Raw genomic sequence first — 26,947 nt, forward strand, 5'->3', positions numbered from 1 at the left:
AGGTATAGCTGATTCACACCAGGTTCGAGGGTTGCGCGAATATTAAGGACTTCCTGTGGGCACTGGCTTTGCCACAAGGTCAGCGGAAGTCCCGGCTGCGCACGCTGATGCCATCCAGTAACGGGCTCAGGTCGCTCAAGCGCCCGGCAATCAAATGCCGCACCTCGCCCTCCTTCTCCCAGCGTCCATCGACCTTGAGCAACTGCGAGCCGACCAGGGCTTTGCGCTGGCGCTCGGCGAGGTCGCGCCAGACCACCACGTTGACGTTGCCGAACTCGTCCTCCAGGGTGACGAAGGTCACGCCACTGGCGGTGCTGGGCCGTTGTCGACCTGTCACCAGCCCGGCAACGCTGACCGGGCGGCCGTGCTCGACCTCCAGCAGTTCCTTCGAACTGCGACAACGCAGGGCTTTGAGTTCAGCGCGCAGCAACGCCAGCGGATGTGGCCCCAGGGTGGTGCCGACGCTGTTGTAATCGGCCAGCAGGTCCTCGCCAACAGTGGGCTTGGGCAACGCCACCGCGTCCTCTTCCTGACTCGGCAGGCCGGCAAACAAACCGAGCTGCCTGTGCACCCCCGCCACCTCCCAGCGCGCCCTGTGCCGGTCCCCGGCCAGGCCACGCAACGCCCCGGCATCGGCCAGCAGCTCGCGGGCACGGGCATCCAGGCAAGCCCGTTCACCGAGGTCGGCGACGTCGGCAAATGCGCCTTGGGCACGCGCCGCCTCAATGCGCAGGGCATCGTCCTCGCGAAAACCCTTGATCATGCGCAAGCCCAGGCGAATCGCCGGCTGCGCGCCGACCATCGGCTCCAGGCTGCAATCCCAGTCGCTGGCGCGCACGTCCACCGGGCGCACCTGCAAATGGTGGCGACGCGCGTCCTGCAGAATCTGGTCAGGGCTGTAGAAACCCATGGGCCAGCTGTTGATCAGCGCACAGGCAAAGGCCGCCGGCTCATGGCACTTCAACCAGCAACTGGCGTAGGTCAGCAAGGCGAAACTGGCGGCGTGGGACTCGGGAAAACCATAGCTGCCAAAGCCCTTGATCTGCTCGAAAATCTGCGCGGCGAATTCCGCCGTGTAGCCCTTTTTCTTCATGCCGGCGGTCAGCCGATCCTTGTGCGGTTCGAGCCCGCCATGGCGCTTCCACGCCGCCATGGAACGGCGCAACTGATCGGCCTCGCCGGGGCTGTAGTCGGCGGCGACGATGGCGATCTGCATGACCTGTTCCTGAAACAGCGGGACACCCAGGGTGCGTTTCAACACCTCGCGCAACTCTTCGGAGGGGTAGCTTTCCAGTTCCTCCTTGTTTCGCCGACGCAGGTACGGATGCACCATCCCGCCCTGGATAGGTCCGGGGCGGACGATGGCCACCTCGATCACCAGGTCATAGAACGTGCGTGGCTTGAGCCTGGGCAGCATCGACATCTGGGCCCGGGATTCGATCTGGAACACGCCGACGGTATCGGCACGGCCAATCATGTCGTAGGTCTGCGAGTCTTCGGAGGGTACTGTCGCCAGGCTCAGGTCGCGGTTGCGATGGCGGCGCAACAGATCAAAGCAGCGACGTATCGCGCTGAGCATGCCCAAGGCGAGGATATCGACCTTGAGCAGCCCGACCGCATCGAGATCGTCCTTGTCCCACTGAATGATGGTGCGCTCGGCCATGGCGGCGTTTTCCACCGGTACGAGATGGTCCAGCGGCTGCTCGGAAATCACGAAGCCACCAGGGTGCTGGGACAGGTGCCGGGGGAAACCGATCAGTTGTCGGGTCAGGCTCAATACCCGGCGCAACACCGGGCTTTCGGGATCGAAGCCGCCTTCGCGCAGGCGCTCCACGGGCGGCGCTTCATCGCTCCAGTGACCGCAGCAATCGGCCAGGGCATTGATCTGGTCCGGGGGCAAGCCCAGGGCCTTGGCCACATCGCGCACCGCACCGGCGGCGTGGTAGGTGCTGACCACAGCCGTCAGCGCGGCACGGGTCCGGCCGTAACGCTGGAATACGTACTGCAAGACCTCTTCGCGGCGCTCGTGCTCGAAGTCCACATCGATATCCGGCGGCTCGTTGCGCTCTTTGGAGAGAAAACGCTCAAACAGCATGTTCATCCGCTCGGGGTCGATCTCGGTGATGCCCAAGGCAAAACACACCGCCGAGTTGGCCGCCGAGCCCCGGCCCTGACAGAGAATTTTCTCGCGCCGGGCGAAAGCGACGATGTCCTGAACGGTGAGGAAATAACTTTCATACCCCAGTTCGGCGATCAGCCCCAGTTCCTTATCAATCAGCGCGCGTACCTTGTCGCTGGCGCCTTCGGGCCAGCGCTGGCGAATGCCGCGCTCGGTCAACTCGCGTAGCCAGGACGCGGCGCTTTGGCCTTGCGGCACCAGTTCCCGGGGATATTGATAGCGCAACTGAGCGAGGTCGAAGGTGCAGCGCCGGGCGATGTTCAGCGTTTCCTCGAGCAAGGCTTGCGGATAAAGCTCATGCAGGACGTCAAGACTGCGCAGATGACGCTCGCCATTGGGGTGCAGGCGCAACCCGGCATCGGCCACCGGCAGGTGATGGCGGATTGCTGTCATGGTGTCCTGCAGGGCACGTCGTCCACGGACATGCATGTGCACGTCGCCGCTCGCCACTGCTGGTATGCGCAGTTCACTGGCCAGGTTCAGCAAATCACTCAGGCGCTGGCTGTCGTCCTGGCCGCGATGCAACTGCACCGCCAGCCACAGGCGGTCGCCGAACACCTGTTGCAACCAGCGACCTTGCTCGAAGGCATCGACCGCGTCCGGTACCCACAGCGCCAGCAGCCCCGGCAGCGCTTCGCTGAAGTCTTCGCGCAGAATCTGGTACTGGCCCTTCTGTGTCCGGCGCCGGGCGCGGGTGATCAACCGGCACAGCGCCTGATAACCCTCGAGGCTCTCCGCCAGCAGCACCAGTTTCGGGCCGTTCTCGATCCGTACTTCACTGCCGATGATCAGCGCCAGCTCCACCGACTTCGCCGCCTGCCAGGCGCGCACGATGCCCGCCAGGGTGCATTCATCGCTGATTGCCAGGGCTTGATAACCCTGCTTTTTCGCCTGCTGGAACAGTTCCAGGGCGCTGGACGCACCGCGCTGGAAACTGAAATTCGACAGGCAGTGCAGCTCGGCATATTCGCGGCTCATGCAAACCAGCCCTGCAGCCACAGCGGGCCGTCCTCACCGACCGCCCGATAGGCCCAGCCTTGCTGGCCGGCACGGGTTTCGATCAGGTAATAGTCGCGGCGCACGTCATCACCGTCCCACCAGCCGGACTCTATACGTTCCGGCCCCATGAGGATGCGCGCCGAACCCTGGTGCACGGCCAGGGGTTCAGCCAGCAGCCAGCCCGGCCGCTTCACGGCGCCGAGCCCGGCACAGGGCTGGCTGTCGGCACGGGCCTGCCACGCGCATTCAGGGCGGTGATCGGCCTGGAAACGCAGACCATGCACGGCGTCATCGCCCAGCCGTGCGCGCAGGCGTTCGCGCAGTTGTTCCCATGGCAAGGACTGCTGAGGACGATCGTCGAACAGTTCCTGATGCTGGGGCACGAAGGTCGGCAAGTCTTCGGCGCGCAGGCGAAAACCCCGCACCGGGGCCTCGACCTGGACTTGCTCCAGCCGGCCCCGGGCCAGTTCAAACAGCATCGCCGGGTCACGTTCGGCGCTGAGCAGGCCGACCTTGATCAGCGTGTCCGGCAACCCGGCATGCTCCAGGTGCAGGTCAAACCGCTGCACGCCGCTGTCGCGCCCGCACAGAAACGCCGACAGGTCGCCGGTCAGGCGGCGCAGCGGGAACAGCAGGGCCTGATGGGACTGCACATCGAAGTTGAGTTCGATGCGCACATCGAAGCGGTCCGGTGGCAGGTAGAACGCCAGCGCCAGTCGCCGCATACCGAGCAAGGCGTCCAGGTGCTTGAGCACCGGGGCCTCGAAACGCCGGGCCAGGCTGTGCCGGGGCAGCGCCTGCACCTGACTCAAGGTGCGCAGGCCCATGCGTGACAAAGCGGTGGCGACCTGCGGCGCAAGGCCGATCCGGTCGACGGGCAATTGCCCCAGGTGATGCTGCAAGGCCTGGTCGTCAGGCACTACCAGACCGTCATAGGCGTTGGCCAGCACTCGCGCCGCCACCGGGTTGGGTGCGGCGACAATGCGGTGGCGAAAACCCAGTTCGTCGAGTTCGTGGCGCAAGCGCACTTCGAATTGTGCCCAGGTGCCGAACAAGCCCAGGCTGGACTCGATCTCGAACACCACGGCTCGCGGGTAATGCACGCTGACCTGGGAGCTGAAGCGATAGGCCCAGGCGGCGAGGAACTGCTGCCAGCGCTCGATTTCGGCGGCGTCGTATTCAGCCGTGGCAAAGCCCTTGCTCAAGGCCTGCGCGGCGCTCATGGACTGGCCGGAGCGCAAGCCCAGTGCCCGGGCCGGGCCATTGACCGCCTGCAATACCCGGCGCTGGGCCGGACCGGTCAGCAACGCCAGCGGTTCATCGGGATCGGCGCGCTGACGCAGTACCGCGTCCAGCGCCAATTGCGGGAAGAGAATGCACACCCAGCGCATGGCAACCTCAATGCCCCACGGGAAAGGCAATCGGCGTCGCACGGGCCAGGCCGCCCCGACACTTGAGCACGCGCAATTGCGCCGGCCTGGCATCGATGGCGATGCGCAGGGCCGCGGGCGAAGGGTTGATCGCTTCACTGAGGGGGCGATAGGCGAATGCCAGGGTCTGGCCGGTTTCCGCAGCCACCTGCAAGCGGCGCAAGGCGCGGTCATCGGCCTTGTGCGGCCAGCACAGCACGGCACCGCAACTGCCCGAACGCAGGCATTGTTCCGCGGCCCACAGGGCATCGCGCTCGCTGGCCTGGATGATCGACAGCTGGCGCAGATCAACCCCGGCGTTGTGCCACGCCTGGGGATACGGCACATAGGGCGGTGCCACCAGCACGATACGCTCGCCCGCCGCCGACAACCGCGCCAATGCTGGCCACAGCAGTTGCAGCTCACCCACGCCCTGCCCGGCCAGGAGGATCTCGCTCAGCGCAGCCTCGGGCCAGCCACCGGTGGGCAACGCCGCATCCAGCGCGGCATGCCCGGTGGGTTGCGGACTGGCCGTGGGCGGCGCAGGTCGGCCCCTCCAGACCTGGCCGCCATTGAACAGCGTATCCAGCGCAACGACGGCACCCATCAGCCTTGCCTCACCAAGCCGCAGAACACCCCTTCGATGGCCAGGTCCTGACCGGCTTCGACGATGATCGGCTGGTAGGCCGGGTTGCGCGGCAGCAGCCGCACGACGTCACCGACCCGTTCGAAACGCTTGATGGTGACCTCACCGTCGAGCCGCGCCACCACGATCTGGCCGTTGAGCGCCTCGGGGTTGCGGTGTACGCCCACCAGGTCGCCGTCGAGAATACCGTCCCCGATCATCGAATCACCCCGGACCCGCAGCATGTAGTCCGGCGCCCGCGAGAAAATCGCCGGATCAAGCAACAGACGGCTGTGCACCTCGGCATCGGCACCGATCGGCGCACCCGCCGCGACCCGGCCGAGCACCGGAATGTCCAGCAACTCGGGGCGTGGCGGCTGCCCGAGCAGGCGAATGCCCCGGGCCTGATGGGGATTGACCTCGATGAAACCGGCCTCGGTCAGCGCCAGCACATGCTTGCGCGCCACGCTGCGAGAGGCAAAACCGAACGCCTCGCTGATTTCAGCGAGGCTGGGTGGCTGACCATGCTCGGCGATGCGATCGCGGATAAAGGTCAGGATGGCGGTACGTCGGGGAGTCAGAGTCGTCATGGAGTACATTTGTACTCTTTTGGCGTTTTTCTGGCAAGGACTTGTAGGAGCAAGGCTGCGATCTTTGATCTTGTTCTTTAAAATCAAAGTCAAAAGATCGCAGCCTGCGGCAGCTCTTTGTATGCATCACAGTTCTGCCAGATACGCCCACGGATAAATCCCCCGCTCATGCCCATCACTGAACACCAGCTGCAAGCCATAGCCCTGCGGATTCAACCCGACCACCCGCAACCGGGCATCGACCATCGGCGTCATCCCCCGCAGACGAAACGCCCGGCACTGGGAACATGGGCACTGGCGGCGCAATTCGGCATGATCGAGCAACTGCTCGCGGCCATCGGGCCAGTTCAGGCGCAGCTGCTGTTTGCTCTGGGAGTTACCTGCCGAGAGCGGATTCATTGCAACTGACTCAAGGCGATGCGCACCGCCTTGCGCACTTCCGGGTCGCCGTCGTCTTGCGCGGCCTGCAGCGCCGGGATGGCGCCTCGATCATCGAGTTCGCCCAGTGCCAGCGCGGCTTCCTTGCGCAGGTTGCTGATGCGATGGCCGAGGGTTTCGATCAGCCCGTCGAGGGCCGGCACGTAGCGCAGGCGGCCGAGGCTGCGGGTGGCGCGCAGGCGCACTTGCCAGTAATCGTCGCTCAGGGCTTCGACGAGGGCCGGGCCGGCGTCGACGTGTCCGACCTTTCCGAGTGTGGTGGCGGCCTCCTCGCGCACTTGCCAGGCCTGATCCTGCAACGCCTGGCGCAGGGCCGGCAGCACCTGTGAGTCGGACGCCAGGCCAAGTGCACCAGTGGCGGCGCGGCGCACTTCGCTGTCCGGGTCGTCGCTGGCCAGTCGCGCCAGGGCCGGCAAGGCATCCAGTTGTTTGAGCCAGCCCAGTACACCAACCGCTTCACGGCGGACATTGGCGTCCTGATCTCCCAACGCCAGCAGCGCCGCCGAAGCCGCTTCTGGATAGCGCAACTCGCGCAACGCCCTGAACGCGGCGATGCGTACGCCTCTGTCGGCATGCCCGGTCCACGGCAGGATCACCCGCCCTGCCGCTTCGCTCTTGAGCAGACTGAGACTTTGCGCAGCGGCGGCCTGCACCGTTGCCGAGGGATCGGTCAGCGCCTGGCACAGCGCCTCGACCACCGGTTGATCCTCCCAGGCCTCGAGCAACCGTGCGGCTTCGGCACGCACCTCTTCGGTCGGGTCGTCAGCCAGCCGGTCAACCAGCCACAACAGGCCGTCCGGTTCCTCAAGGTCAGCCAGTTCGATCAGCGCGATCCGGCGTACGCCGGGGTCGGCATCGGTCAGGCGCGGTTGCAGGGCAAGAATGTCGTCGTTGTCGGTTACATCGAATAGTGAGGTCATAGGGCAAATCGCGGCAGTTTGTTTTCAGGAGGCAGTCCGAGAGGGTTCAGGCGTGGCAATTGCCGCCCGTCTTCGTGACGCAGCAGTTCGAGGCAGTGGCGTTTCAAGCGGGAAAACTCATGGCTTGTCACCAGCTCAGTGGTACGCGGGCGCGGGAAGTCGAGGCGCAGGTCCTCGATGATCCGCCCCGGTCGCGTACTCATCACCAGCAGCCGGTCGGCGAGGAACAGCGCCTCATCGATGTCGTGGGTGACGAATACCACGGTGGTGCGGATGCGGGTCCAGATATCCAGCAGCAGTTCCTGCATGTTCAAGCGCGTCAGCGCATCAAGGGCACCGAAGGGCTCGTCCATCAGCAACAGCCGCGGTCGATTGACCAGCACCCGGGCGATTTCCACCCGTTGCTGCATGCCACCGGAGAGCTGGTTCGGCCAGCGTTCGGCAAAGCCTGCGAGCCCCACCAGCGCGAGGATTTCGTCGGCAGCCTTGTGTCGCTCGGCCTTGCCGATGCCACGCATTTTCAGACCGAAAGCGACGTTGTCGCGCACCGTGCGCCAGGGGAATAGCGTGTGTTGCTGGAACACCATGCCGCGCTGGGGCGATGGGCCGGATACCGGGGCGCCATCAACGTCAAGGGTGCCGGTACGCGGTTGCAGGTGACCGGCCAGTGCGCCGAGCAAGGTGGATTTGCCGCAACCGGACGGCCCGAGAATGCACACGAACTGGCCGGGTTCGATCTGGCAGTCGAGACCCTGCACGGCTTCGAAAGCCGCGCTGCCCTCGCCCAGGCTGATCGACAAGCCACGGATGTCGATGCGGCCTTCAGGATGTTGAAAAACGCTCATCAGGCTTTTCCTCGTGGTCGATGCCAGGGCGTGAACAGTCCGCCCAGGCGCTTGATCAACAGGCTGCTGCCCATCCCCAGGACGCCGATCAGCAACATGCCGACCACGATGTCGGCGTAGTTCTGGATGGTGTAGGACTCCCAGGTGTAGTAGCCGATGCCGTATTGGCCGGAGATCATTTCCGCCGTCACCAGGCAAAACCACGACGTGCCCATGCCGATGGCAAGGCCAGTGATGATGCTCGGTGCGGCACCGGGCAGAATCACTTCGAGCAGAATCGCCCGGCGCCCTGCCCCGAGGCTTCTGGCCGAAGCGATCAATCGCGGATCGACACCTTCGACGCCGTGCACGGTGTTGAGCAGGATCGGGAACAAGGCGCCGGTGAAGGTGATGAACACCATCGACAGTTCGGATGAGGGGAACATCAGGATCGCCAGGGGAATCCAGGCCACCGCCGGGATCGGACGCAGGACTTCCAAAGGCGGCAGCAGCAAGTCTTCGGCCCATTTCGAGCGACCGATGGCCAGGCCCAGGGTGATACCGATGAACAGCGCGGCGAGGTAACCGGCGAAGACCCGGCCGAGGCTGCTGCTCAGGTGTTGGCCGAGCTTGCCGGAGTCGCCGAGGCCCAGCGCGGCTTCAATCACCGCCAGCGGTGCCGGTACATTGGCGAAGGTCACCAGGCCGAGGTTCCAGTGATGGCTGGCGGCGAGTTGCCAGAACAGCAGGCAGAGCAGCAGTGAGGCGGCTCTTGATAACCAGCGGGTGGTGGGTATTTTCATGGATCGGGTTTCCAATTGTGCAACTGTGTGTTGGCGAACATTTACCCCCTCACCCCAGCCCTCTCCCCCAGGGGGAGAGGGGGAAAGGGAGCCGATCGCTGGTGTTTTCCGAACCTGAGTTCAACTCGATATCAAAGGCCACCGAATGACCAGCAATCACCTCGGCCAGTCCTCTCCCCGGCAAGGGGTGAAGGAACAGGGAGCAGGTCTGGTGTTTTCCGAACCTGAGTTCAACCCAAATATCAAAGGCCACCGAATGACCAGCATTCACCTCGGTCAGTCCTCTCCCCGGCAAGGGGTGAAGGAACAGGGAGCAGGTCTGGTGTTTTCCGAACCTGAGTTCAACCCAAATATCAAAGGCCACCGAATGACCAGCATTCACCTCGGTCAGTCCCCTCTCCCTCGGGAGAGGGTTAGGGTGAGGGGCAGCCCTCAAGTCAGGCACCTAACTCAGCGGCTAACCACGGACTGGGTGGTGGCGTCGGTGAAGTCGAACACCTTTCCGCCCTGGGCCGTGGCGAACGCCTGGGCCTGCCCTTTGAGCAGAAATGCACTGAGCCGCCCTTGGGCATCACTGGCAAACCACGCTTGGTCGGCCAGCAACTTGATCCCGCTGTCACTGGCCTGGGCGTACACCGCGCGGATGCTTTTGCCTTCCTGCTTGAGGCTGGCCAACGCAGCGAACGCGGCTTGCGCCGAAGCGTACTGGCGCACTTTCGGTTCGCCGCGCACCCAGATTTGCGCCACATGGTTGAAGTCGGTGATGGCTTTGCCGGTCGTCGCATCGACGGCCTTGAGTGGCGTTTGCCCGTAGTCGGCCAGTTGCGCGCTGTAGTCCAGGTTCGAGGCCTTGAAGGCGGCGCGGATGTACTGGTCGTCGATGAAATTGTTGAGATCGAGACCGCGATCGGCTTTCTTGAGCAATTTGAGGGTGTCGATGGCGGTGCCGACGGCCTGGCGGTATTCCGGCTTCCAGCTCAGGTCGCGGGTCTGCACGCCAAGCGGGCCGTGAAACAGGTAATTGACCTCGGCATCGACGCCTGTGACCTTGGCGATCAGTTCACTGTATTTCTCAGGCTCCGCCGCCAGCAATTGATTGGCCTCGATGCTCGCGCGCAGGTAAGCGACGACGATTTCCGGGTACTTCTTCGCATACGCCTGATCGACCAGCGCACCATGGAAAGTCGGCGCACCGGCCTGGGACCCGTCATAAATCTTGCGCGCGAAACCACGGCTGGGGAACAGTTCCGCGAAGGGTACGAAGTCGGCATGGGCGTCGATCTTGCCGGCCTGCAACGCGGAGCCGGCGACTTCCGGTGGCTGGGCAACAATGTTCACATCCTTGAGCGGGTCCCAGCCCTGGGCCGCCACGGCGCGCAGCAACATGCCATGGGCGGTGGAAGCGAACGGCACGGAAATGCTCTTGCCCTTGAGCTCGGTCAGGGACTGCACGCCCGAGGCGCTCGGCACCACGATGCCGTTGCCACTGCCCTTGATGCTGCCCGAGAGCACACTGATAAACAGGCTGTGCTTGCCCGCTGTTTCAAACGCCACACCATTGAAGGCACCGGGGAAATCGGCCATGGCGCCGAAGTCGAGTTTGCCGGCGACCATCTCGTTGGTCAGGGGCGCGCCGCTGGTGAAGTTCTTCCACTGCACTTCATATTTGGCGTCCTTGTAGGGGCCGTCGTGGGGCAGGTATTTGTCCAGCAGGCCCAGCTCCCGAATCAACAGGCCGCCGGCGGCGCAGTTGATGGTGGTGTCCTGGGTGCCGATGGCAATGCGGATGGTTTCGGCCTGTGCCGACAGGGTGAAGGAAGCCAGTACCAGACCGGCGAAAGCTGCACGCAACATGAGTGTTTCCCCTCGAATCATTTATAGGATGTTCGTCTCCGCCACGATCAGGGCGCGGTGGGAAACGAGGGGTGTCTAGAATCTGGCGTCCGGTGGTTGCCGGATGGCGTTTTGGAGTTGTCTGTTCTGGCCTAATCGCGGGCAAGCCCGGCTCCCACAGGTTTCCTTGGTGTCTGTAAAACTTGAGACCCACCACAAATCCCTGTGGGAGCGGGCTTGCCCGCGAAGGCGTCCTGTCAGTCGATGGAGATGCAAGCTGTGCCGACCTCATCGCCAGCAGGCTGGCTCCCACATTCGGGCTAGTGTTTCAGCGCAGCAGGTACGGGATCTCGACTTTCACCGCCCCGGTCGGGCAATCCTTTTCACACGGCATGCAATACCAGCATTCGTCGAAGGCCATGTAGGCCTTTTGCGTGGCCGGGTTGATCGCCAGCAGGTCCATCGGGCAGACGTCGACGCACACCGTGCAGCCTTTGTGGGCGATGCAAAGATCCTCGTCGACCGTGACCGGCGCATTGGAACGGAAAAATATTTCCTGGGGTTGATAGGCCATGGGGCGAACTCTCCTGGGTTTAATCGTCAGGCCGCAAAGGCGCCGACCCGTAACCGGTCGTAGGCCTGCATTTCATCGGCGTCGAGCGGGATGATGTAAGGTTCGACCGCTTTCTTGAAACTGCTCATCTGGCCGTTTTCGTCCTTCTTGAGGTGGCAGTGGCAGAACCAGTCGCCGTCATTGCGCTGCGGGTGATCGACCCGGTAGTGGTAAAGCCCCCAGCGACTTTCCGCGCGGAACAAGGATGCGCGGGCGGCCATTTCCGCGCAGTCGCGGATCATGCTGACTTCCATGGCGCGCATCAGCTCGTGGGCGTTGTGGGCCTTGATCTGATCCAGATCGCGCTGGATGTCGCTGAAGCGTTGCAGGCCGATCTGCATCTTTTTGGTCACTTTCGGCGGTTGCAGGTAGTCGTTGACGAAGCGCCGCAGCTTGTACTCGACCTGGGCGGGCGGCAGGCCGTGTTCGCGGTCCAGGGGCGCGTAGACCCGCTGTTTTTCTGTCTCGATCTGCTGTGCGTCCAGTGCGGAAAACTCGCGACCAGCCACAAAATCCGCCGCGTTGGTCCCGGCGAACCAGCCATAAGTAAAAGCACCGAGCATGTAGTTGTGCGGCACTGCGGCCATGTCACCGGCCGAGTACAGCCCCTTGACCGACGTCTCGGCCTTCTCGTTGACCCACACCCCCGACGCCGAATGCCCGCTGCAAAAACCGATTTCGGAAATGTGCATCTCGACCATTTGCGTGCGGTAGTCAGTACCGCGATTGGCATGGAACTGGCCGCGGCTCGGGCGCTCGTTGCTGTGCAGGATCTCCTCGATGTTCTGGATGGTTTCCTCGGCCAGGTGATCGAGCTTGAGGAACACCGGGCCGTTGCCGCTTTCGAGCTCCTGGTGGAACTCCCACATCATCTGTCCGCTCCAGTAGTCGCACTCGATGAAGCGCTCGCCCTTGTTGTTGGCGGTGTAGCCGCCCAGGGGGCCGGTGACGTAGGCGCAGGCCGGGCCGTTGTAATCCTTGATCAAGGGGTTGATCTGGAAGCACTCCAGGTTCGCCAGCTCGGCGCCTGCGTGATAGGCCATGGCATATCCGTCGCCAGCATTGGTCGGGTTTTCATAGGTGCCCATCAGGTAGCCCGAGGACGGCAGACCGAGTCGCCCGGCGGCGCCGCAGCACAGGATCACCGCCTTGGCCTTGATCACGTGGAAGTCGGCGGTGCGGCAGTCGAAGCCCATCACGCCATTGACGGCACCCTCGGCGTCGGTCAACAGGCGCGTGCAGACCAGGCGATTGGTGATACTGACCCGGGCCCGCTTCAGCTGGCGGTACAGGACCTTCTTGATGTCGTGCCCTTCCGGCATCGGCAACACGTAGGCACCCATGTGGTGAACCTTTTTCACCGCGTAGTCGCCGGTTTCGTCCTTCTCGAATTTCACGCCCCAGCGGTCCAGTTGCTCGATGGTTTCGAAGCTGTGCGTGGCATAGGCATACACCGCCGCCTGGTTGACGATGCCGTCGTTGGCGATGGTGATTTCCTTGGTGTACTGCTCCGGCGTCGAGTGGCCGGGAATGATCGCGTTGTTCAGGCCGTCCATGCCCATGCTGATCGCTCCGCTGCGCTTGACGTTGGCCTTGTCGATCAACAGCACGCGCAGATCGCGGTTGCGCTCCTTGGCCTTGATGGCCGCCATGGGCCCGGCGGTACCACCGCCGATGATGACGATGTCGTATTCCTGTTCGAGGGTGCTTCGAGTCATGCCTGATCCCCTTTTTGCCGGTCGATCCGCAGGCGGTACTGGAAGGCGTCGCCACGGTAGTAGAGGTGTTCGAAGTCCAGTGGACGACCTGCGGCATCGTGGGTCAGTCGCTCGATGCGCATGATCGGCGAGCCGGGCTCGACGCTAAGTGCCTGGGTCAGGTCGCTGTCGGCCAGTACGGCATCGATGGCCAGGTCGGCGTGCCCGAGGGCCAGGCCGCAGTCGTTCTCCAGGATCAGGAAAATGTCGCGGGTGACCAGATCGGCTTTCTCCAGGCGCTCGCCGATGGCCTTGGGCAGGTAGGTGATTTCCAGGGAGATCGGCTCGCGGTTGATCAGACGCACCCGCTTGATCTGCGCCACGATCTCGCCTTCGGCGACCTGCAAGCGCTCGGCGACCAGCTTGTCGGCGGCGATGAATTTGAAACTGCGCAGGCGGTTGATCACCTCGTAGCCGCGACCGGTCATGGATTCGGCCAGACCTTGCAGGGTGCTGACGTTCTGGAAGGTTTTCGGTTTGGCGACGAAGGTGCCCTTGCCGTGAATCTTGAAGATCAGCCCTTCCTTTTGCAGATCACCGAGGGCCTGGCGCACAGTGATGCGGCTGACTTTGAACAGCGTGCCGAGTTCGCTTTCGGAAGGCATCTGGCTGTCTTGCGGGTATTCACCGTCGAGGATGCGCGCACGCAGCACGTCCCGAAGCTGGGTGTGCAGTGGGACGCTGCTGAGGGATAGAACGTTATCGGTCATGGCAGATCACTTGTTATAACGAGTTATGACGTGATCTTAGAGAGGCTATGCGAGGATTGAGAAATACTGTTTGAGCATAAGGTTATATGCGCACCGATATCCTCTGTGGGAGCGAGCCTGCTCGCTCCCACTGGATCACCTGCAGCCTGAGGTTTTAGTGTCGCTTGAGGATCTGATCCATCACCCAATCGGTTTTCAGCGCTTGCGCCGCCACCGCCGGATGCTGTGTTTCACCACGAATGTGTGCATTCATGCCTAATACGTGATGCCACTGGATGTGTTCATGATGGGCAATGTGCAGGCTGAGACTTTCATCCGCTTCAAGCTGCACCGGGTGTTCATCGAACACCGAAAAACTGATCCGCCCTTTACTGCCGATCAGCTCGACACGGTCTTCGCGACGATCAGCGACGAAGTTCCAGCAGCCCATGCCCAGCGCCCCGCAGGCGAATCGCCAACAGGCACTGACGGCGTCTTCGGCGGCATACAGGCCGGCTTGGCGCGCAGTCAGTCCGCTGACTTCATCGATGTCGCCCAGCAGGTACTGAAACAGGTCCAGGCCATGGCTGGCCAGGTCGGCGAAGTAGCCACCGCCGGCAATCGCCGGGTCGGTGCGCCAGTTGGCGCGGCCTTCCTGATCCGCCGCCGACGGGGCTTTGGTCAGGGTCCAGGTCAAATGCCGAACCTCGCCGATCCGCCCCTCCTCCAGCCACTGTCGCACTTGTTGAAAGCGTGGCAGCGAACGTCGGTAATAAGACACGAACAGGTGCAGCCCGGCATCGGCGAAGACCTGCTGCATTTCGCGACTTTGCCCGGCGCTCAGCGACATCGGCTTTTCCACGCAGCAGTGCTTGCCGGCGGCAGCCACCTGCAAGGCATAGGCACGATGGCTGTCGGGCGGTGTGGCGATGTACACCGCGTCGACCTCGGGATCGTTGATCAGCGCATCGACATCGGTATACACCCGAGCGATGCCGTGGCGCGCGGCATAATCAGCGACGGCCTCCCGGCGCCGCCCCATCACCGCCACCAGCGCCGAGCCCGGTGCCTTGTAGAAGGCCGGCCCGCTCTTGCGTTCAGCGACACTGCCACAACCAATCATGCCCCAGCGCACCACGTTCATAGTCACTCCCTGATTGTCAGCCGATGCGCAATGCGCGCAAGTCCAGATGGCCGTCCTTGAGCGGCGGGCACCAGTAGTAACCACCGGTGATCGGGCGGCTGATGCGGTACAAACCATCGGTGATGCCGTCTTCCAGACCGCTCATGCGCCGTAGTTGTGCTTCGAAGGCGTCGAGGGAAAAACCGAAGGCCAGGAACATCAGGCCGGCGTGCTCACCTTCGATCCATGGCATCGAACGGCGCACCACAAAGGCTTCGGGGGCGAAGCTTTCCTGGGCGGTGCGCTTGACGTGAGCCGAGACCGGCGCGTCATCGATTTCTTCGTTGTCGCTCAGGCGCCGGCCCATGATGTTGTCCTTTTCCCCGGACGACAGAGCGTGGAAGCCCTTGAGGTCATGCTGCCACTGCTGGATCGCGGCAAAACTGCCACCGACCAGGCCGTCAGCGCCCTCACCCACTAGCGCAGCGGCCACGGCAGCTTCGTCATGGGGGTTTTCGGTGCCATCTTCGTAACCGGTCAGGTCGTGGCCGGTCATATGGCGGAAGGTTTCGTTCATCTGCACCAGGCGCAGGGCCGGGGCCAATGCCGCGGCGATGGCGTTGCTGCGGTTGAGCAACTCGCCACGGTCGACACCGTGCAGCCAGCACCACAGCGCATGTTGCGTCGACGGGTTGTCGACACCGACCCCAGTCAATGCCGGGAACGCGCGCAGGCCTTCGATCTGGCCGTGCAACGCCTTGACCAGCGACTCGCCGAAACCGACGACAGCCGACTTCCCGTCCACCAGTTGCATCAAGTTGTCGAGCGCGGTCGGCAACGCTTCGGCGCATTGGAGGGCGAAGAACATATGACGGGCTTGAGGCGGAACGGGGGTGGCGAGAATGCCCGGCTGGTAATGGCTCATATGAACTCCTTGAAAAAGAGCACCGAGTTTAACCGCAGCACGAGGATTTGTGTGGTTTGAGAGGTTATGAAGCCAGGGTGAGGGGGCTACCTGCGGCCAGGGAGCTACTGCAGCCAGGGAGCTTTTGTGGCGAGGGGGCTTGCCCCCGCTGGAGTGCGAAGCGCTCCCCTGCATTCTCCAGTCATACCGGGTAGGCGGGTTTTGGGGCTGCTTCGCAACCCAGCGGGGGCAAGCCCCCTCGCCACAGAAGCCCGCTAGCCACAGCCCTGCGCAGTACAAAAAGATTAAACCACGCTGGGGCTTTCATGGCGGAACGCGCTCGGGCTCATGCCGGTCCAGCGCTTGAAGGCGCGGCGAAAACTGCGCACGTCGCTGTAGCCGACCTCCTCGGTGATGCGTTCAATGGACATGTCCGGGTTGGCCAGCAGGCTCATGGTACGACTCTGGCGCACCTGTTCCAGCAGCGTTTCAAAAGTCAGTGCGTGCTCAGTCAGGCGGCGGCGCAAGGTGCGGCTGCTCATGTTCAGGTCGCCGGCGATTTTCTCGATGTGACTGCCCTCGGTCAGGTCCCGGGCAATCGCCCGCTCCACCGCCTGGATCAAGTCGATCTTCTGGTGCACCTGCGTGGCTTCCAGCTCCAGCAGTTGCACCGCCTGACGCAACGCCAGGGAATGGTGATTGGGCAAGTGCACATCCAGCCAGTGCGCCGAGATCACCATGCGGTTCTGCAGGCAGCCGAAACGCACGTCCGGGCCCAGCAGTCGCGCATACTCGCTGAGATAATCCGGCGCGGCGTGCATGAATTGCACCGCCACCGGCTTGAAATCGGTCCCGACCAGCGCCCGGCCATACACCAGCAGGCTGGCGAAAAACTCCTCGACCGCAAACAGCTGCACGTCGGCGAACGGCAAGCGGCACTCGACGTCGACAAACACCCGATCACCCGCCTCCTCCACACTCGACACGACAATGCCGCCAGAGGTGTGTTGATGGCGAATGCCCAGTTCAAAGGCATCGCGCAGGGTCTTGCACAGTGACAAGACATGCCCCAGCAGCCCCAGGGTGCCGAGCACATTCTGCGCGCCGACCCACAACCCCAGCCCCTGATTGGGCAAGACTTTGAGCGCTCGCTGAATCATGGTCACGGCCTGGCGGTAGGAGATGCGTTGCGCCGGGTCCTGGAGGTCTTCCAGGGTAAAGCCCAGCCCTCGGCACAGGGTGTCGGGGTTGACGCCTTTTTGCTCGGCGACTTCGGCCAGGGTTTGCAGGAGAAACGGCGACACCAGCGCCAGTTCAAAGGTGGGATCGATCACTTTCATTTGCATGGGGCATACATTCCGGGGCGAGCTGCATTCTTATTTTTGTAACCGGTTATGTCGAAGGAAGTTAGCACAGGGATTACAGACTGTCCGCAGAAGTCCCCCTAAATGGCCGCCAATACCCTGCCTTGCAGGGCGCAGACAGCTTATTTCTATGTTGCGGCCCTCGTATGGACGCTGGAAAGCCCGCTAACAATAAGAATGAGTATGCCCATGATCCCGATCCGCACGACAATTCCCCTTCTGGTCATCAGCTTGGCCTGCGTCTGCGCCATTGAACCGGTACTGGCCACTGAGGCTGGCGTGGACAACATCGGCCCCGGCACCGACGGTTTTTTCATGTTGCCGCTGTCGCCCGACAGCCTTCCGGACAACATGCTGGCGTTCAACGTCTACTACAACCACTACAAGGCCAGGGAGCTGAATATCAGTTCGCTGGGCGGCAAGGTGCCGAACGTCGAGATCGAATCCACGGCGGTCATTCCGCGCCTGGATTACCTCACCCCGCTGCGGGTATTCGGGGGGCGACTGGGGGCTTACATCGCCCAGCCCTGGCTCAAGCAGGAAGTCTCGGTATTCGGCTTGCAGGACACCCGCGAAGGCATGGGCGACACCACATTCGCGCCGATCATTCTGTGGGACATGGGCCCGAACCTGACCCTCGGTGCCGCCGTGGAAGTCACCGTACCGACCGGCGAATACAGCATCGATCGCCTGGCCAACACCAGCAACAATTTCTACACCTACAAACCGCTGTTCTCCTTCACCTGGCTGCCGACGGATAAAACCGAGGTGTCACTGAAGACGACGTACAGCTTCAACGAGAAAAACAAAGACACCGATTACAAGTCGGGGCAGATTTTCCACTTCGACTATTCGGCCAGCTACAAGATCACCGACGACCTGATGCTCGGGCTGAACGGCTACTACCTCAAGCAAACCACCGACGACAAACAGTTCGGCCACACCGTGCAGTTCAATGGCGAAGACGTGGACGACGGCGTGCGCGGTCAGGTGTTTGCGATTGGCCCGGCGTTGCACTGGACCTTTCTCAAGTACGCCAGCGCGGAGATTCGCTGGGCCAAGGAGTTTGATGTAGAAAACCGGCCCAAGGGCGAGATGCTCTGGGCCAAGGTGAGCATTCCGTACGCGTTTTGACTGAACTGACGCCATCGAGAGCAAGCCCGCTCCCACATTTAACCGCACTCCCCCTGCCAGGACTCGGTCAAATGTGGGAGCGGGCTTGCTCGCGATGGCGTCAGAACAAGCGCCAAAATACCTTCAGGAATACACCGGCCAGCTATCCACAATCCGGCCACCCCGAACCGCCAGCAAATCGCCAAACTGCAACAGCACCGACTCAGTCTGGGTAGGCCGTAAAAACACCTGATCCTCAATCCCAAGCCCTACCGCCGCCGAACCATTCACCATTTCCTGGTTCGAGCTGCGGCCATACACTCCGTTACTCTGCAACCCAGCCGGCGATTCAAACTCCGCCATCCAGTTACCGCCATAGATAAAAAACGTCTCGCGCTGATTGGTGTCCCACCAGGAAAACAGCCTGGACTTCTCATCCAGCGCCGGAATGTTCACCGCCCCGGTGCTTTTCAACACCGGCGTGGCGATGTACGCCGCCGGCACATGTTCCACCAGGGACGGCAAATCATAGTGCGTAGGCTTGAGCATTGCCGTGCCCACCGAGACTTCACTGCTGAGCTGTTCATGCTCGTGCATGCGATAGCTCGGGCTACCGGCGGTGTTGAGGGTCAGCCCTTCGTGCCACAGTCCGGGGTATTGCTGACGAGTGAAGTCGACGCAGCGGTTGTAAATCACCATCACCCTGGCGAACAACTCTTCAGAGGAGCCGAGTATCCCCGGCACGCCCATGCCCACGAACGGGTCATACCCCATGAACCCGGCGAACTCCAGGTGCTGCGGGTGCTGGCTGATCAGCGCGAGCATCTGCCCGAGTACTGCCACATCGCTGACACCGCCGCGATGCAGCCCGACATCCAGCTCGATGTTGATGCGCAGTCGCGTACCCAACCCCTGCGCCAGCGCCAGGTATTGCTGCAAGCGTTGCGGCGTATCGAGCAGCCATTGCAGTTGCTTCGAAGGGTCAAAAGCCCCCTTGTGCGACTGATAGAACAACTCGGCCGAACGCACCGGCAGCGGCTTGCCCAACAGGATGTCAGACTCGGGATACAGCGCCGCATCATGGTTCAGAAACGGTTGATGAAACGACATCAGCCGCTGGGTGCCGGCGCGCTTGCCGATGTAGCTCAACAGCCCCGGCGCCGGCAGCGACTTCTCCACCAGCCGCAGATGCTTGCCACCACGCTTGACCGATTGCATCACCACATCAATGTTGTGATCCAGCCGGTCGAGATCGATCAGCATCACCGGCCGCATCGGCCCGTGGTCCTTGAGTTCGCGGTTGAGCGCGCGAAAATAATCACTGTAGGGCGCGCCTCTATCACCCGGCCGCAGCCACACCCCGACTCCCGCCAGCAACGCACCCACGCCCACTGTCCCGATCAGGAAATTGCGCCGATTGACCGCCATCAGCTCACCCCCAGAATCGATGACAAATGCCCATTGAGAAACTTGCCACTGGGGTCCAGCGCCTGCCGCACCTCGATGAATTCCTGCCAGCGCGGATACAGTGGCTGCAGATTTTTTGCATTGAGGGTATGCAACTTGCCCCAATGGGGCCGGCCGTTGTACTTCCAGAAAATCGGCTCGACCGCAGCGAAGAAGTTGTGATGGTCCATCTGATAGTGCTGGTGGACCGAAATCGAGCAACTGTCACGGCCCTCGAACATGCTCAAGGGAATGTCATCGGCCTTGACGTAGCGGTACTCGATCGGAAACCAGGTGCGCAGGTCCTTGTCCTGAATCAGCTTGAGAATCTCGCGCAGGCACGCCGGGCCATATTCGGCCGGCACTGAATACTCCATTTCGTTGAAGCGTACCGTGCGCACGTTGGCGTAGATGTCGAATGAGTCACCGATCCGGTCGTCGAAACTGGCGAGGTGGCGCAGGTTATTGAGCATGGTGCGGCGCAGGTCCGGGAAGTCGCTGCCGTACTTGTCGATTTTTTCGATCAGGGTGACGAACTCGTTGCCGCCCTCCTCATCCGCCGGGATCGGCGGTGTCGCCGGGTCACTGGTTTCGTTGAGGGCAATCGACAAGGCGTAGTCGGAATGGGTCACCACGAGCATTTCCCAGTGCTGGTTTTCCCGGGTGTTCTTGTCCAGGTCCTCCAGCAACTCTTCGGTTTTGGCGATCCACTGCCGCTCTCTCAAGCGATAAGCCGGGCGGTTTTGCAGACGGATCTTCGTGGCCACCCCAAGCGCACCGAGGGACACCCGCGCCGCGTTGAACACCTCTGGATGTCGCGTGCTGTCGCAGTCCAGTACCTCGCCAGTGGCGGTTACCAGTTGCAGGCCGCAGACATGGGCCGAATAGGACTGGAAGTTTTTCCCGGTGCCGTGGGTCGAGGTGGAAATGGCCCCGGCGAGGGTCTGATAGTCGATGTCGGCCATGTTGTGCAGGGCCTGGCCGATGTCCTTGAGCGGTGTGCCCATGCGCGACATCGGCGTACCGGCGGCGAACTCGGCTTGCAGGGTTTTCGCGTCGTGGTCGAGCAAGCCGGTGAAGTAACTCAGCGACAGCAATGTGCCGTCGGTGGGCACCAGCGCGCTGAAGGAATGCGCCGAGCCTACCGGGCGAATCTTGCCGGGGGCCTGGCGCACCACCTGGGTCAGTTCATCCAGGTTCTTTGGCGCCAGCCGCGCCGCCGGCAGGCAACTCTGGCCACCCGACCAGTTGCGCCAGGGAATCAGCCGCGGCGCGCGCAGCAGTTCGGCCAACGCCGGCGTGGAGCCGAGCGCGGTAAAGGCACCAATGACACTTGCCCGTTGCAATAACTGACGCCGTGTTAAGTCCATCGTCATGAATCGCTCCCTGCCGTTCTTATTGTTGGAGTGGCTGGCCGGACATAAAGGCAATCAGCGCCAGGAACTGCTCCTGCGAGCACTGCATGCACATGCCCATCGGCGGCATGCCGTTGTAGCCGTTGATCGCGTGATCGAGCAGCGTGTCGGCGCCCTGCAATAGCCGTGGCTGCCAAGCGTTCTTGTCGCCGGTCAGCGGCGCACCGGCTGCCGGGTTGGCGTGGCAGAGCTTGCAACTGTTGTCATAGACCTGCGCCAGTTCGGCGTCGGCGGGCCTGGCAGTGGCAGCTTCCGCAGGAGTGGTCGGGTTTTTCGGCTCCTGGCCACACCCCGCAAGCAGGAAGGCGCAGACGCAGCCCACCAGGGCCAAACAAAGGCTAGGCTTTTCAATGAATCGGCGTGCCCGCATAGCTGTCCTCTCATGTGGCGCCCGGCCAGCCGGGTACACCTGTTTTTGTTGTGATCAAGGAGAGGTCAACACTAAGGCACCAGCGCACGCCGGTTGAGGGCATTGGGGGCCAACAAGGGGGGCTTCTGAGGCCATGACCGAACGCACCGCAAAGTCCGCACGCTGTCACGTTGCCGAGCAAAACCCTGAGATGAATCATGACAAGCGAGGTCGAGGTCTGCTAAAACGTTTCATCAGCGCATTTTTTTAAATCCAGAGAGGCTAGCGACATGACCACAGCCAACATTCTCGACAACCTGTTCCCGAGCCACGACGGCATCCCGGAAAAGTACCGCCTCGACGGCCAGACCGAACAGCGCGAGTACCTGGTCGATGGCCAGTTGAAGATCTGGAACGGCCCCCTGGCACAGGTGCGCAGCCCGGTTTACCTGAGCGGCGCGGATGGCGATGAGCAAGTGATCCTGGGCAGCACGCCCTTGCTGGATGCCGAGACCGCATTGACCGCCCTGGACGCCGCCGGGCGCGCTTATGACAGAGGTCAGGGCTTGTGGCCGACCATGCGGGTGGCCGAACGCATTCAGCACGTCGAAACCTTTCTGGGTCGCATGCGCGAACAGCGCGAGGCGGTGGTGAAGTTGCTGATGTGGGAGATCGGCAAGAACCTCAAGGACTCGGAAAAAGAGTTCGACCGCACCTGCGATTACATCGTCGACACCATCAATGCCCTCAAGGAGCTCGACCGCCGTTCCAGCCGCTTCGAGCTGGAACAGGACACCCTCGGCCAGATCCGCCGCGTGCCGCTGGGCGTCGCCCTGTGCATGGGCCCCTATAACTACCCGCTCAACGAAACCTTCACCACGCTGATCCCGGCGCTGATCATGGGCAACACCGTGGTGTTCAAACCGGCCAAGCTCGGCGTGCTGCTGATTCGCCCGTTGCTGGAAGCGTTCCGCGACAGCTTCCCGACCGGGGTGATCAACGTGATCTATGGTAGCGGTCGCGAGACCGTCAGCGCGCTGATGGCCAGCGGCAAGATCGACATCTTCGCGTTTATTGGCACCAACAAAGCCGCCAGCGACCTGAAAAAACTCCACCCCAAGCCTCACCGCTTGCGTGCGGCCCTGGGCCTGGACGCAAAAAACCCCGGCATCATCCTGCCGGAGGTTGATCTGGACAACGCCGTGAGCGAAGCGGTGACCGGCTCGTTGTCGTTCAACGGCCAGCGCTGCACCGCGCTGAAAATTCTCTTCGTCCATGAAGACGTGGTCGAAGCCTTCATCGACAAATTCAACGCCAGACTCGCCAGCCTCAAACCCGGCATGCCGTGGGACAGCGGCGTGGCACTGACACCACTGCCGGAGTCGGGCAAGGTCGATTACCTGCATGCGCTGGTGGCGGACGCTGAAAGCAAAGGCGCCAGGGTGGTCAACCCCAACGGCGGCCAGGCCCGCGCCTCGTTCTTCTACCCGGCTGTGCTGTACCCGGTGACCCCGCAAATGCGCGTCTACCAGGAAGAACAATTCGGCCCGGTGATCCCGATCGTGCCGTATCGCCATCTGGACACGGTAATCGACTACGTCCTGGAATCGGACTTCGGCCAGCAGTTGAGTATTTTCGGTACCAACCCGGTAGCGGTCGGCCGGCTGGTCGACACCTTCGCCAATCAGGTCGGGCGCATCAACCTCAATGCGCAATGCCAGCGCGGCCCCGACACCTACCCGTTCAACGGCCGCAAGAACTCGGCCGAGGGCACATTGTCGGTGCATGATGCGTTGCGGGTGTTTTCGATCCGGACACTGGTCGCCACCAAGTTCCAGGAAACCAACAAAGACCTGATCAGCGAGATCATCAGCGGACGCAGTTCGAGTTTTCTGACGACTGACTACATCTTCTAAGGGCAGCGTACGTCAACCATCGGTACAGCGCCGGTCCCGTACCGGCGCTATCGCCCCGCCAGGCTGATGCTGGTATCGGCGAGGTACACAGCACCAGGCCAGGACCGCGCCATGCTGGAACATCTGACTTATTGCGCCACCAGCTTGCGCGGCTTGAAGCCCCAGCCCTGTTGCATGCCCGCAGCAGCCAGCAAAATTGCAGCCACGCCAATCCACTGCAGCGGTTCCAGGCGATGGCCAAAGGCAAACCAGTCGACAAAAATCGCCGCGATCGGGTAGATAAACGACAACGCGCCGGTCAGTGCCGTCGGCAGTTTTTGAATCGCGCCATACAGCAACACGTACATCACCCCGGTATGGAAGATGCCCAGCGTCACCAGACTGGCCCAGGCACTCGGCGCTTGCGGCAACGCTGAAAAGTGCGCGAACGGTGCGAGCATCAGCACCCCGGTGCAGACCTGAATCAACGCGATCAGGTGCGGCGGCGTACCGATCAGGCGCTTGATGATCAACGCGGCAATGGCATAAAGCAATGCAGCGCCCAATGCCAGGGCGATCCCCATCAGGTAATCATTACCGCTCTCGCCCTGCCCGCCATGGGCGCTGACAATCGCCAGCATCCCGAGAAACGAAATGCCCAGCCAGAACAGTTTCTGCAGGGTGATTTTTTCGTTGAGGAACAATGCGGCCAGGCCCACCAGCATGAGCGGCTGGACGTTGTAGACCGCCGTGCCGATGGCAATCGAGGCGCGGGAATAGGAGGCAAACAACAGCACCCAGTTGCCGACAATCGCCACGCCACTGAGCACCGCCAGCAGGAAGGTGGTGCGGGTCAGGATGCCCGGGCGCAGAAAGCCGAAGGCTGCGCAGATCAGCAACAAGGTGCCGGCGCCGAACAGGCAACGCCAGAACACCACGTCCAGTACCGGTTGCCCGGACACCAGCACGAACCAGCCGATGGTCCCGGAGATGAGCATGGCGGCGGTCATCTCGAACGAGCCACGACGTATTGTTTTGTCCATCATCAGACTCCTGTGTTTGAGCGCAAAGTATGCCAAGCCACTCGGGGGCTTCTCCAGCGCAAAAAGCAGGCTAAACTCGACTTCTGCCTTTTTTATAAAGGCACTTTCAATTAACTGCCTTACAGGGGTTCTGCCATGACCGACGACATCGACCAGGTGCTGATCAAGGCGTTGATGGAAGACTCGCGCCGCTCGCTCAAGGCCTTGGCGAACATCAGCGGCCTGTCCTCGCCCAGCGTAGCCGAGCGCCTGCGCCGGCTCGAAGAACGGGGTGTGCTCAAGGGCTACACCGTTGAAATCGACCCGAAATGCTTCGGCTATCAACTCCAGGCCATCGTGCGGATTCGCCCGCTGCCGGGTCAGCTGCAGGAAGTGGAACGGCAGATCCAGGCCATCCCTGAATTCACCGAGTGCGACAAGGTCACCGGCGACGACTGCTTCATCGCGCGCTTGCACGTGCGCTCGATGGAACAACTGGACACCCTGCTCGATCGCCTCAACACCCACGCCGAAACCAATACCGCAATCGTCAAGAAGACCCCGGTCAAACGCCGGTTGCCGCCAATGGCATGAGTGCTGTTTGCAGCGAATCGGCGTAGATTACTTGTTTTTCGGCTAAGGACAGGCGTTATGAAAATTCAGCTACTGCTGTTGGCGACGCTATTGCTTGCAGGGTGCGGCACCGTTCAAACGGTCGTGCGCGGCGACGACGTGGCGGTCAAAAGCCTCAAGGAGCAAAAAAGCTACTGTGGCGCAGTTCCACGAATCTACAGCGGTGTGACCTACGATTTTTGCAGTTTGAATGCGCCGCTGGGAACAGGGCTGGATCCACAAAACCACACCTTTGCTCCTGCCATCGTGCTGATCGATGTGGTCATCTCCGGCGCGTTCGATACCTTGCTGCTGCCCTACACCATCTACCGTCAGCAGGCCGATGGCAGCATTGTCATTAACTGACCAGCATTTGAGGCAATAAAAAACCCGCCGGAGCGGGTTTTTTACTCAAGGCCTTCGATCAATCATCGCGGCCCATGATGCCGAACAGCTGCAACAGGCTGATGAACAGGTTGTAGATCGATACATACAGGCTGATGGTCGCCATGATGTAGTTGCGCTCGCCGCCATGGATGATGGCGCTGGTCTGGTACAGGATGCAGACCGAGGAAAACAGCACGAAACCTGCGCTGATCGCCAGTTGCAGGCCGCTGATCTGGAAGAAGAAGCTCGCCACCGTCGCACCCAGCAGCACGAAGAAGCCCGCGGTGATGAAACCACCGAGGAAGCTCATGTCCTTGCGGCTGATCAGCACATAAGCCGACAGGCCACCGAACACCAGCGCCGTCATCGCGAAAGCCGAGCTGACCACTTCAGCGCCGCCCTGCATTCCCAGGTAACGGTTGAGGATCGGGCCGAGCAGGAAACCCATGAAACCGGTCAGGGCAAAGGCAGACACCAGGCCCCAGGCCGAATCACGGAGTTTGTTGGTGAGGAAGAAAAGGCCGTAGAAGCCGATCAGCACCACGAAAATGTTCGGGTAGCCAACACGCATCTGCTGCGCCACGTAGGCCATTACGCCGCTGAATGCGAGCGTCAGGGCGAGCAAGCCGTATGTGTTGCGCAGGACGCGGCTAACCTCTAGCTGCTCAGCCTGCACGCTGTTATTAACTGCGTAATCCTGTTCGCGCATGGCGACACTCCTGTTGGTTTGAAACGTTCAGTCGCAAAGATCATAACAGACACCTTGAAACTAGCTATGCAGAGAGTTTGACAGTGTGTTTCATTCAGGTATTATGGCGCCCGCAACGCAACGGAGGTGTGGCCGAGTGGTTTAAGGCAACGGTCTTGAAAACCGTCGACTGTAACAGGTCCATGAGTTCGAATCCCATCGCCTCCGCCATATTTATACGACAAAGCCCTGATTATTCAGGGCTTTGTCGTTTCTGGGGTTTGTAGCCAAGTACCTTGATGCACGAGGTGTTCCATAACTATTATGGAAGTGTTCCAGAACTCAGGCTGATTTCACGTCCCTCCCCCGACGTTTTGCCGACTGACCATCACAGCGCAATCAGAGGCATGATTCACCGGTGACCTTGATCGTCAGCAGGCCTCAGCGCACTAGCACCCCATGCTTGAAAACGGGCACAAAGCCAGCATTTGCTGAGTTTTCTACTGGCGCTCGCTGCAAACGGTGCCTTACAGAGCCAAACCGAAATTAGCGAATCCCCGAAAAAGCTCCCACGCCTTTTCGGCCCCCCCTCGGCGTCCTGCCGACCGTACCATCCCCTCTTTTATGATTGACCACTGCTACGCTGAAATCTCCACGGAGGATTTCGCGATGCCAAATTCTGACCTGCTCCCTTCCCTCCTGTTCAAACTCAATGAAAACCAACTCGCCCTCGAAGCCGCCATCATGGAGCTTTCTAACTGGGTCGAGCAGCAAGGATCGGCGGACGTCGCCGACAATGTGCGTGGCGCCCTGGAAGCCATCGACAAGAACGAAGAGTTCATCAAGATGACGCTAGCGGTGATAATGGCGCCGGAGTGACTGCAATCGGCCGATTCTGTTGAAAAAGTCGGTCATCCAAAACTGCCTGGTCATTGACCGGTGAAAACGCC

The 26,947-nt window shown here is 61.8% G+C and carries 26 protein-coding genes and 1 tRNA gene; 6 read left to right on the forward strand and 21 right to left on the reverse strand.

The window, feature by feature from the left end; translation table 11 throughout:
• Positions 1-79 precede the first annotated feature (79 nt).
• The 16 genes from KW839_RS01910 to KW839_RS01985 all read right to left on the reverse strand — a co-directional run bounded on the left by KW839_RS01910 (position 80) and on the right by KW839_RS01985 (position 17,052).
• Positions 80-3,178: an error-prone DNA polymerase gene (locus KW839_RS01910; RefSeq protein ID WP_218423220.1), complete on the reverse strand. Its 3,099-nt coding sequence runs from the start codon at positions 3,176-3,178 to the stop codon at positions 80-82.
• Positions 3,154-4,569 (reverse strand): DNA polymerase Y family protein, encoded by a 1,416-nt coding sequence (locus KW839_RS01915; protein ID WP_218423221.1) that lies wholly within the window; start codon positions 4,567-4,569, stop codon positions 3,154-3,156. The genes KW839_RS01910 and KW839_RS01915 overlap by 25 nt, the downstream gene beginning before the upstream one ends.
• 7 nt (positions 4,570-4,576) lie before the next feature.
• Positions 4,577-5,194 carry a translesion DNA synthesis-associated protein ImuA gene (imuA, locus tag KW839_RS01920; RefSeq protein WP_218423222.1) on the reverse strand — a complete coding sequence of 206 codons (618 nt, stop codon included), beginning with the start codon at positions 5,192-5,194 and terminating at the stop codon, positions 4,577-4,579.
• Positions 5,194-5,811 (reverse strand): transcriptional repressor LexA, encoded by a 618-nt coding sequence (lexA, locus tag KW839_RS01925; RefSeq protein WP_060540587.1) that lies wholly within the window; start codon positions 5,809-5,811, stop codon positions 5,194-5,196. The genes imuA and lexA overlap by 1 nt, the downstream gene beginning before the upstream one ends.
• Positions 5,812-5,928: 117 nt before the next feature.
• On the reverse strand, positions 5,929-6,201 hold the full coding sequence (locus tag KW839_RS01930) for a DUF971 domain-containing protein (protein WP_218423223.1): 273 nt from the start codon (positions 6,199-6,201) through the stop codon (positions 5,929-5,931).
• Positions 6,198-7,160, reverse strand: coding sequence for a HEAT repeat domain-containing protein (locus KW839_RS01935; RefSeq protein WP_060540585.1), 963 nt, complete (start codon positions 7,158-7,160; stop codon positions 6,198-6,200). The genes KW839_RS01930 and KW839_RS01935 overlap by 4 nt, the downstream gene beginning before the upstream one ends.
• Positions 7,157-8,005 carry an ABC transporter ATP-binding protein gene (locus KW839_RS01940; RefSeq protein WP_060540584.1) on the reverse strand — a complete coding sequence of 283 codons (849 nt, stop codon included), beginning with the start codon at positions 8,003-8,005 and terminating at the stop codon, positions 7,157-7,159. Before KW839_RS01940 ends, KW839_RS01935 begins: the two co-directional genes overlap by 4 nt.
• On the reverse strand, positions 8,005-8,787 hold the full coding sequence (locus KW839_RS01945; protein WP_060540583.1) for an ABC transporter permease: 783 nt from the start codon (positions 8,785-8,787) through the stop codon (positions 8,005-8,007). Before KW839_RS01945 ends, KW839_RS01940 begins: the two co-directional genes overlap by 1 nt.
• 49 nt (positions 8,788-8,836) lie before the next feature.
• Positions 8,837-9,169: a hypothetical protein gene (locus KW839_RS01950; RefSeq protein ID WP_218423224.1), complete on the reverse strand. Its 333-nt coding sequence runs from the start codon at positions 9,167-9,169 to the stop codon at positions 8,837-8,839.
• A gap of 68 nt (positions 9,170-9,237) precedes the next feature.
• Positions 9,238-10,662 carry an ABC transporter substrate-binding protein gene (locus tag KW839_RS01955; protein WP_218423225.1) on the reverse strand — a complete coding sequence of 475 codons (1,425 nt, stop codon included), beginning with the start codon at positions 10,660-10,662 and terminating at the stop codon, positions 9,238-9,240.
• Positions 10,663-10,948: 286 nt separating this feature from the next.
• Entirely contained in the window at positions 10,949-11,194 is a 246-nt protein-coding gene (locus KW839_RS01960; protein ID WP_007946457.1) for a ferredoxin family protein, read from the reverse strand.
• A 26-nt stretch (positions 11,195-11,220) separates the two neighbouring features.
• The gene (locus tag KW839_RS01965; RefSeq protein WP_218423226.1) at positions 11,221-12,951 is read right to left on the reverse strand and encodes a fumarate reductase/succinate dehydrogenase flavoprotein subunit; all 1,731 of its coding nucleotides are present in this window, start codon (positions 12,949-12,951) and stop codon (positions 11,221-11,223) included.
• On the reverse strand, positions 12,948-13,700 hold the full coding sequence (locus tag KW839_RS01970; RefSeq protein WP_060540580.1) for a GntR family transcriptional regulator: 753 nt from the start codon (positions 13,698-13,700) through the stop codon (positions 12,948-12,950). Before KW839_RS01970 ends, KW839_RS01965 begins: the two co-directional genes overlap by 4 nt.
• A gap of 154 nt (positions 13,701-13,854) precedes the next feature.
• Positions 13,855-14,823 (reverse strand): Gfo/Idh/MocA family protein, encoded by a 969-nt coding sequence (locus KW839_RS01975; protein WP_218423227.1) that lies wholly within the window; start codon positions 14,821-14,823, stop codon positions 13,855-13,857.
• Positions 14,824-14,839: 16 nt separating this feature from the next.
• Positions 14,840-15,727, reverse strand: coding sequence for a Dyp-type peroxidase (locus KW839_RS01980; protein WP_218423228.1), 888 nt, complete (start codon positions 15,725-15,727; stop codon positions 14,840-14,842).
• Positions 15,728-16,011: 284 nt separating this feature from the next.
• Entirely contained in the window at positions 16,012-17,052 is a 1,041-nt protein-coding gene (locus KW839_RS01985; protein ID WP_060540577.1) for an AraC family transcriptional regulator, read from the reverse strand.
• A gap of 207 nt (positions 17,053-17,259) precedes the next feature.
• Between KW839_RS01985 and KW839_RS01990 the strand changes: the two genes are divergently transcribed.
• Positions 17,260-18,204, forward strand: coding sequence for a transporter (locus tag KW839_RS01990; protein ID WP_060540576.1), 945 nt, complete (start codon positions 17,260-17,262; stop codon positions 18,202-18,204).
• A 123-nt stretch (positions 18,205-18,327) separates the two neighbouring features.
• Here the strand turns inward: KW839_RS01990 and KW839_RS01995 are convergent, their stop codons facing one another.
• From KW839_RS01995 to KW839_RS02005, 3 genes are all read right to left on the reverse strand, one after another.
• Complete coding sequence (locus KW839_RS01995; protein ID WP_162237385.1) at positions 18,328-19,536, reverse strand: DSD1 family PLP-dependent enzyme; 1,209 nt, start codon at positions 19,534-19,536, stop codon at positions 18,328-18,330.
• 74 nt (positions 19,537-19,610) lie between these two features.
• Positions 19,611-21,005, reverse strand: a complete 1,395-nt coding sequence (locus KW839_RS02000) for a D-arabinono-1,4-lactone oxidase (protein WP_371318030.1) — start codon at positions 21,003-21,005, stop codon at positions 19,611-19,613.
• Between the two features lie 19 nt (positions 21,006-21,024).
• The gene (locus KW839_RS02005) at positions 21,025-21,414 is read right to left on the reverse strand and encodes a cytochrome c5 family protein (RefSeq protein WP_256352456.1); all 390 of its coding nucleotides are present in this window, start codon (positions 21,412-21,414) and stop codon (positions 21,025-21,027) included.
• Between the two features lie 269 nt (positions 21,415-21,683).
• On the opposite strand from KW839_RS02005, the gene KW839_RS02010 reads away from it, so the two are divergent.
• Entirely contained in the window at positions 21,684-23,309 is a 1,626-nt protein-coding gene (locus tag KW839_RS02010) for an NADP-dependent glyceraldehyde-3-phosphate dehydrogenase (RefSeq protein WP_218423229.1), read from the forward strand.
• A 128-nt stretch (positions 23,310-23,437) separates the two neighbouring features.
• Here the strand turns inward: KW839_RS02010 and KW839_RS02015 are convergent, their stop codons facing one another.
• Entirely contained in the window at positions 23,438-24,331 is an 894-nt protein-coding gene (locus KW839_RS02015; RefSeq protein ID WP_218423230.1) for a DMT family transporter, read from the reverse strand.
• Between the two features lie 135 nt (positions 24,332-24,466).
• On the opposite strand from KW839_RS02015, the gene KW839_RS02020 reads away from it, so the two are divergent.
• Positions 24,467-24,904 carry an Lrp/AsnC family transcriptional regulator gene (locus KW839_RS02020; RefSeq protein ID WP_060540570.1) on the forward strand — a complete coding sequence of 146 codons (438 nt, stop codon included), beginning with the start codon at positions 24,467-24,469 and terminating at the stop codon, positions 24,902-24,904.
• 57 nt (positions 24,905-24,961) lie between these two features.
• Positions 24,962-25,288, forward strand: coding sequence for a YceK/YidQ family lipoprotein (locus KW839_RS02025; protein ID WP_060540569.1), 327 nt, complete (start codon positions 24,962-24,964; stop codon positions 25,286-25,288).
• Between the two features lie 58 nt (positions 25,289-25,346).
• Here KW839_RS02025 and KW839_RS02030 read toward each other — a convergent pair whose 3' ends face one another.
• On the reverse strand, positions 25,347-26,018 hold the full coding sequence (locus KW839_RS02030) for a Bax inhibitor-1/YccA family protein (RefSeq protein WP_218423231.1): 672 nt from the start codon (positions 26,016-26,018) through the stop codon (positions 25,347-25,349).
• 122 nt (positions 26,019-26,140) lie between these two features.
• Between KW839_RS02030 and KW839_RS02035 the strand changes: the two genes are divergently transcribed.
• Together KW839_RS02035 and KW839_RS02040 are read left to right on the forward strand one after the other, a co-directional pair.
• A tRNA-Ser gene (locus KW839_RS02035) sits at positions 26,141-26,228 on the forward strand.
• 438 nt (positions 26,229-26,666) lie between these two features.
• Positions 26,667-26,876 (forward strand): hypothetical protein, encoded by a 210-nt coding sequence (locus tag KW839_RS02040; RefSeq protein WP_060540567.1) that lies wholly within the window; start codon positions 26,667-26,669, stop codon positions 26,874-26,876.
• The last annotated feature ends 71 nt before the right edge of the window (positions 26,877-26,947 follow it).

Source organism: Pseudomonas sp. PDM31 (assembly GCF_019218965.1).
GTDB lineage: Bacteria > Pseudomonadota > Gammaproteobacteria > Pseudomonadales > Pseudomonadaceae > Aquipseudomonas.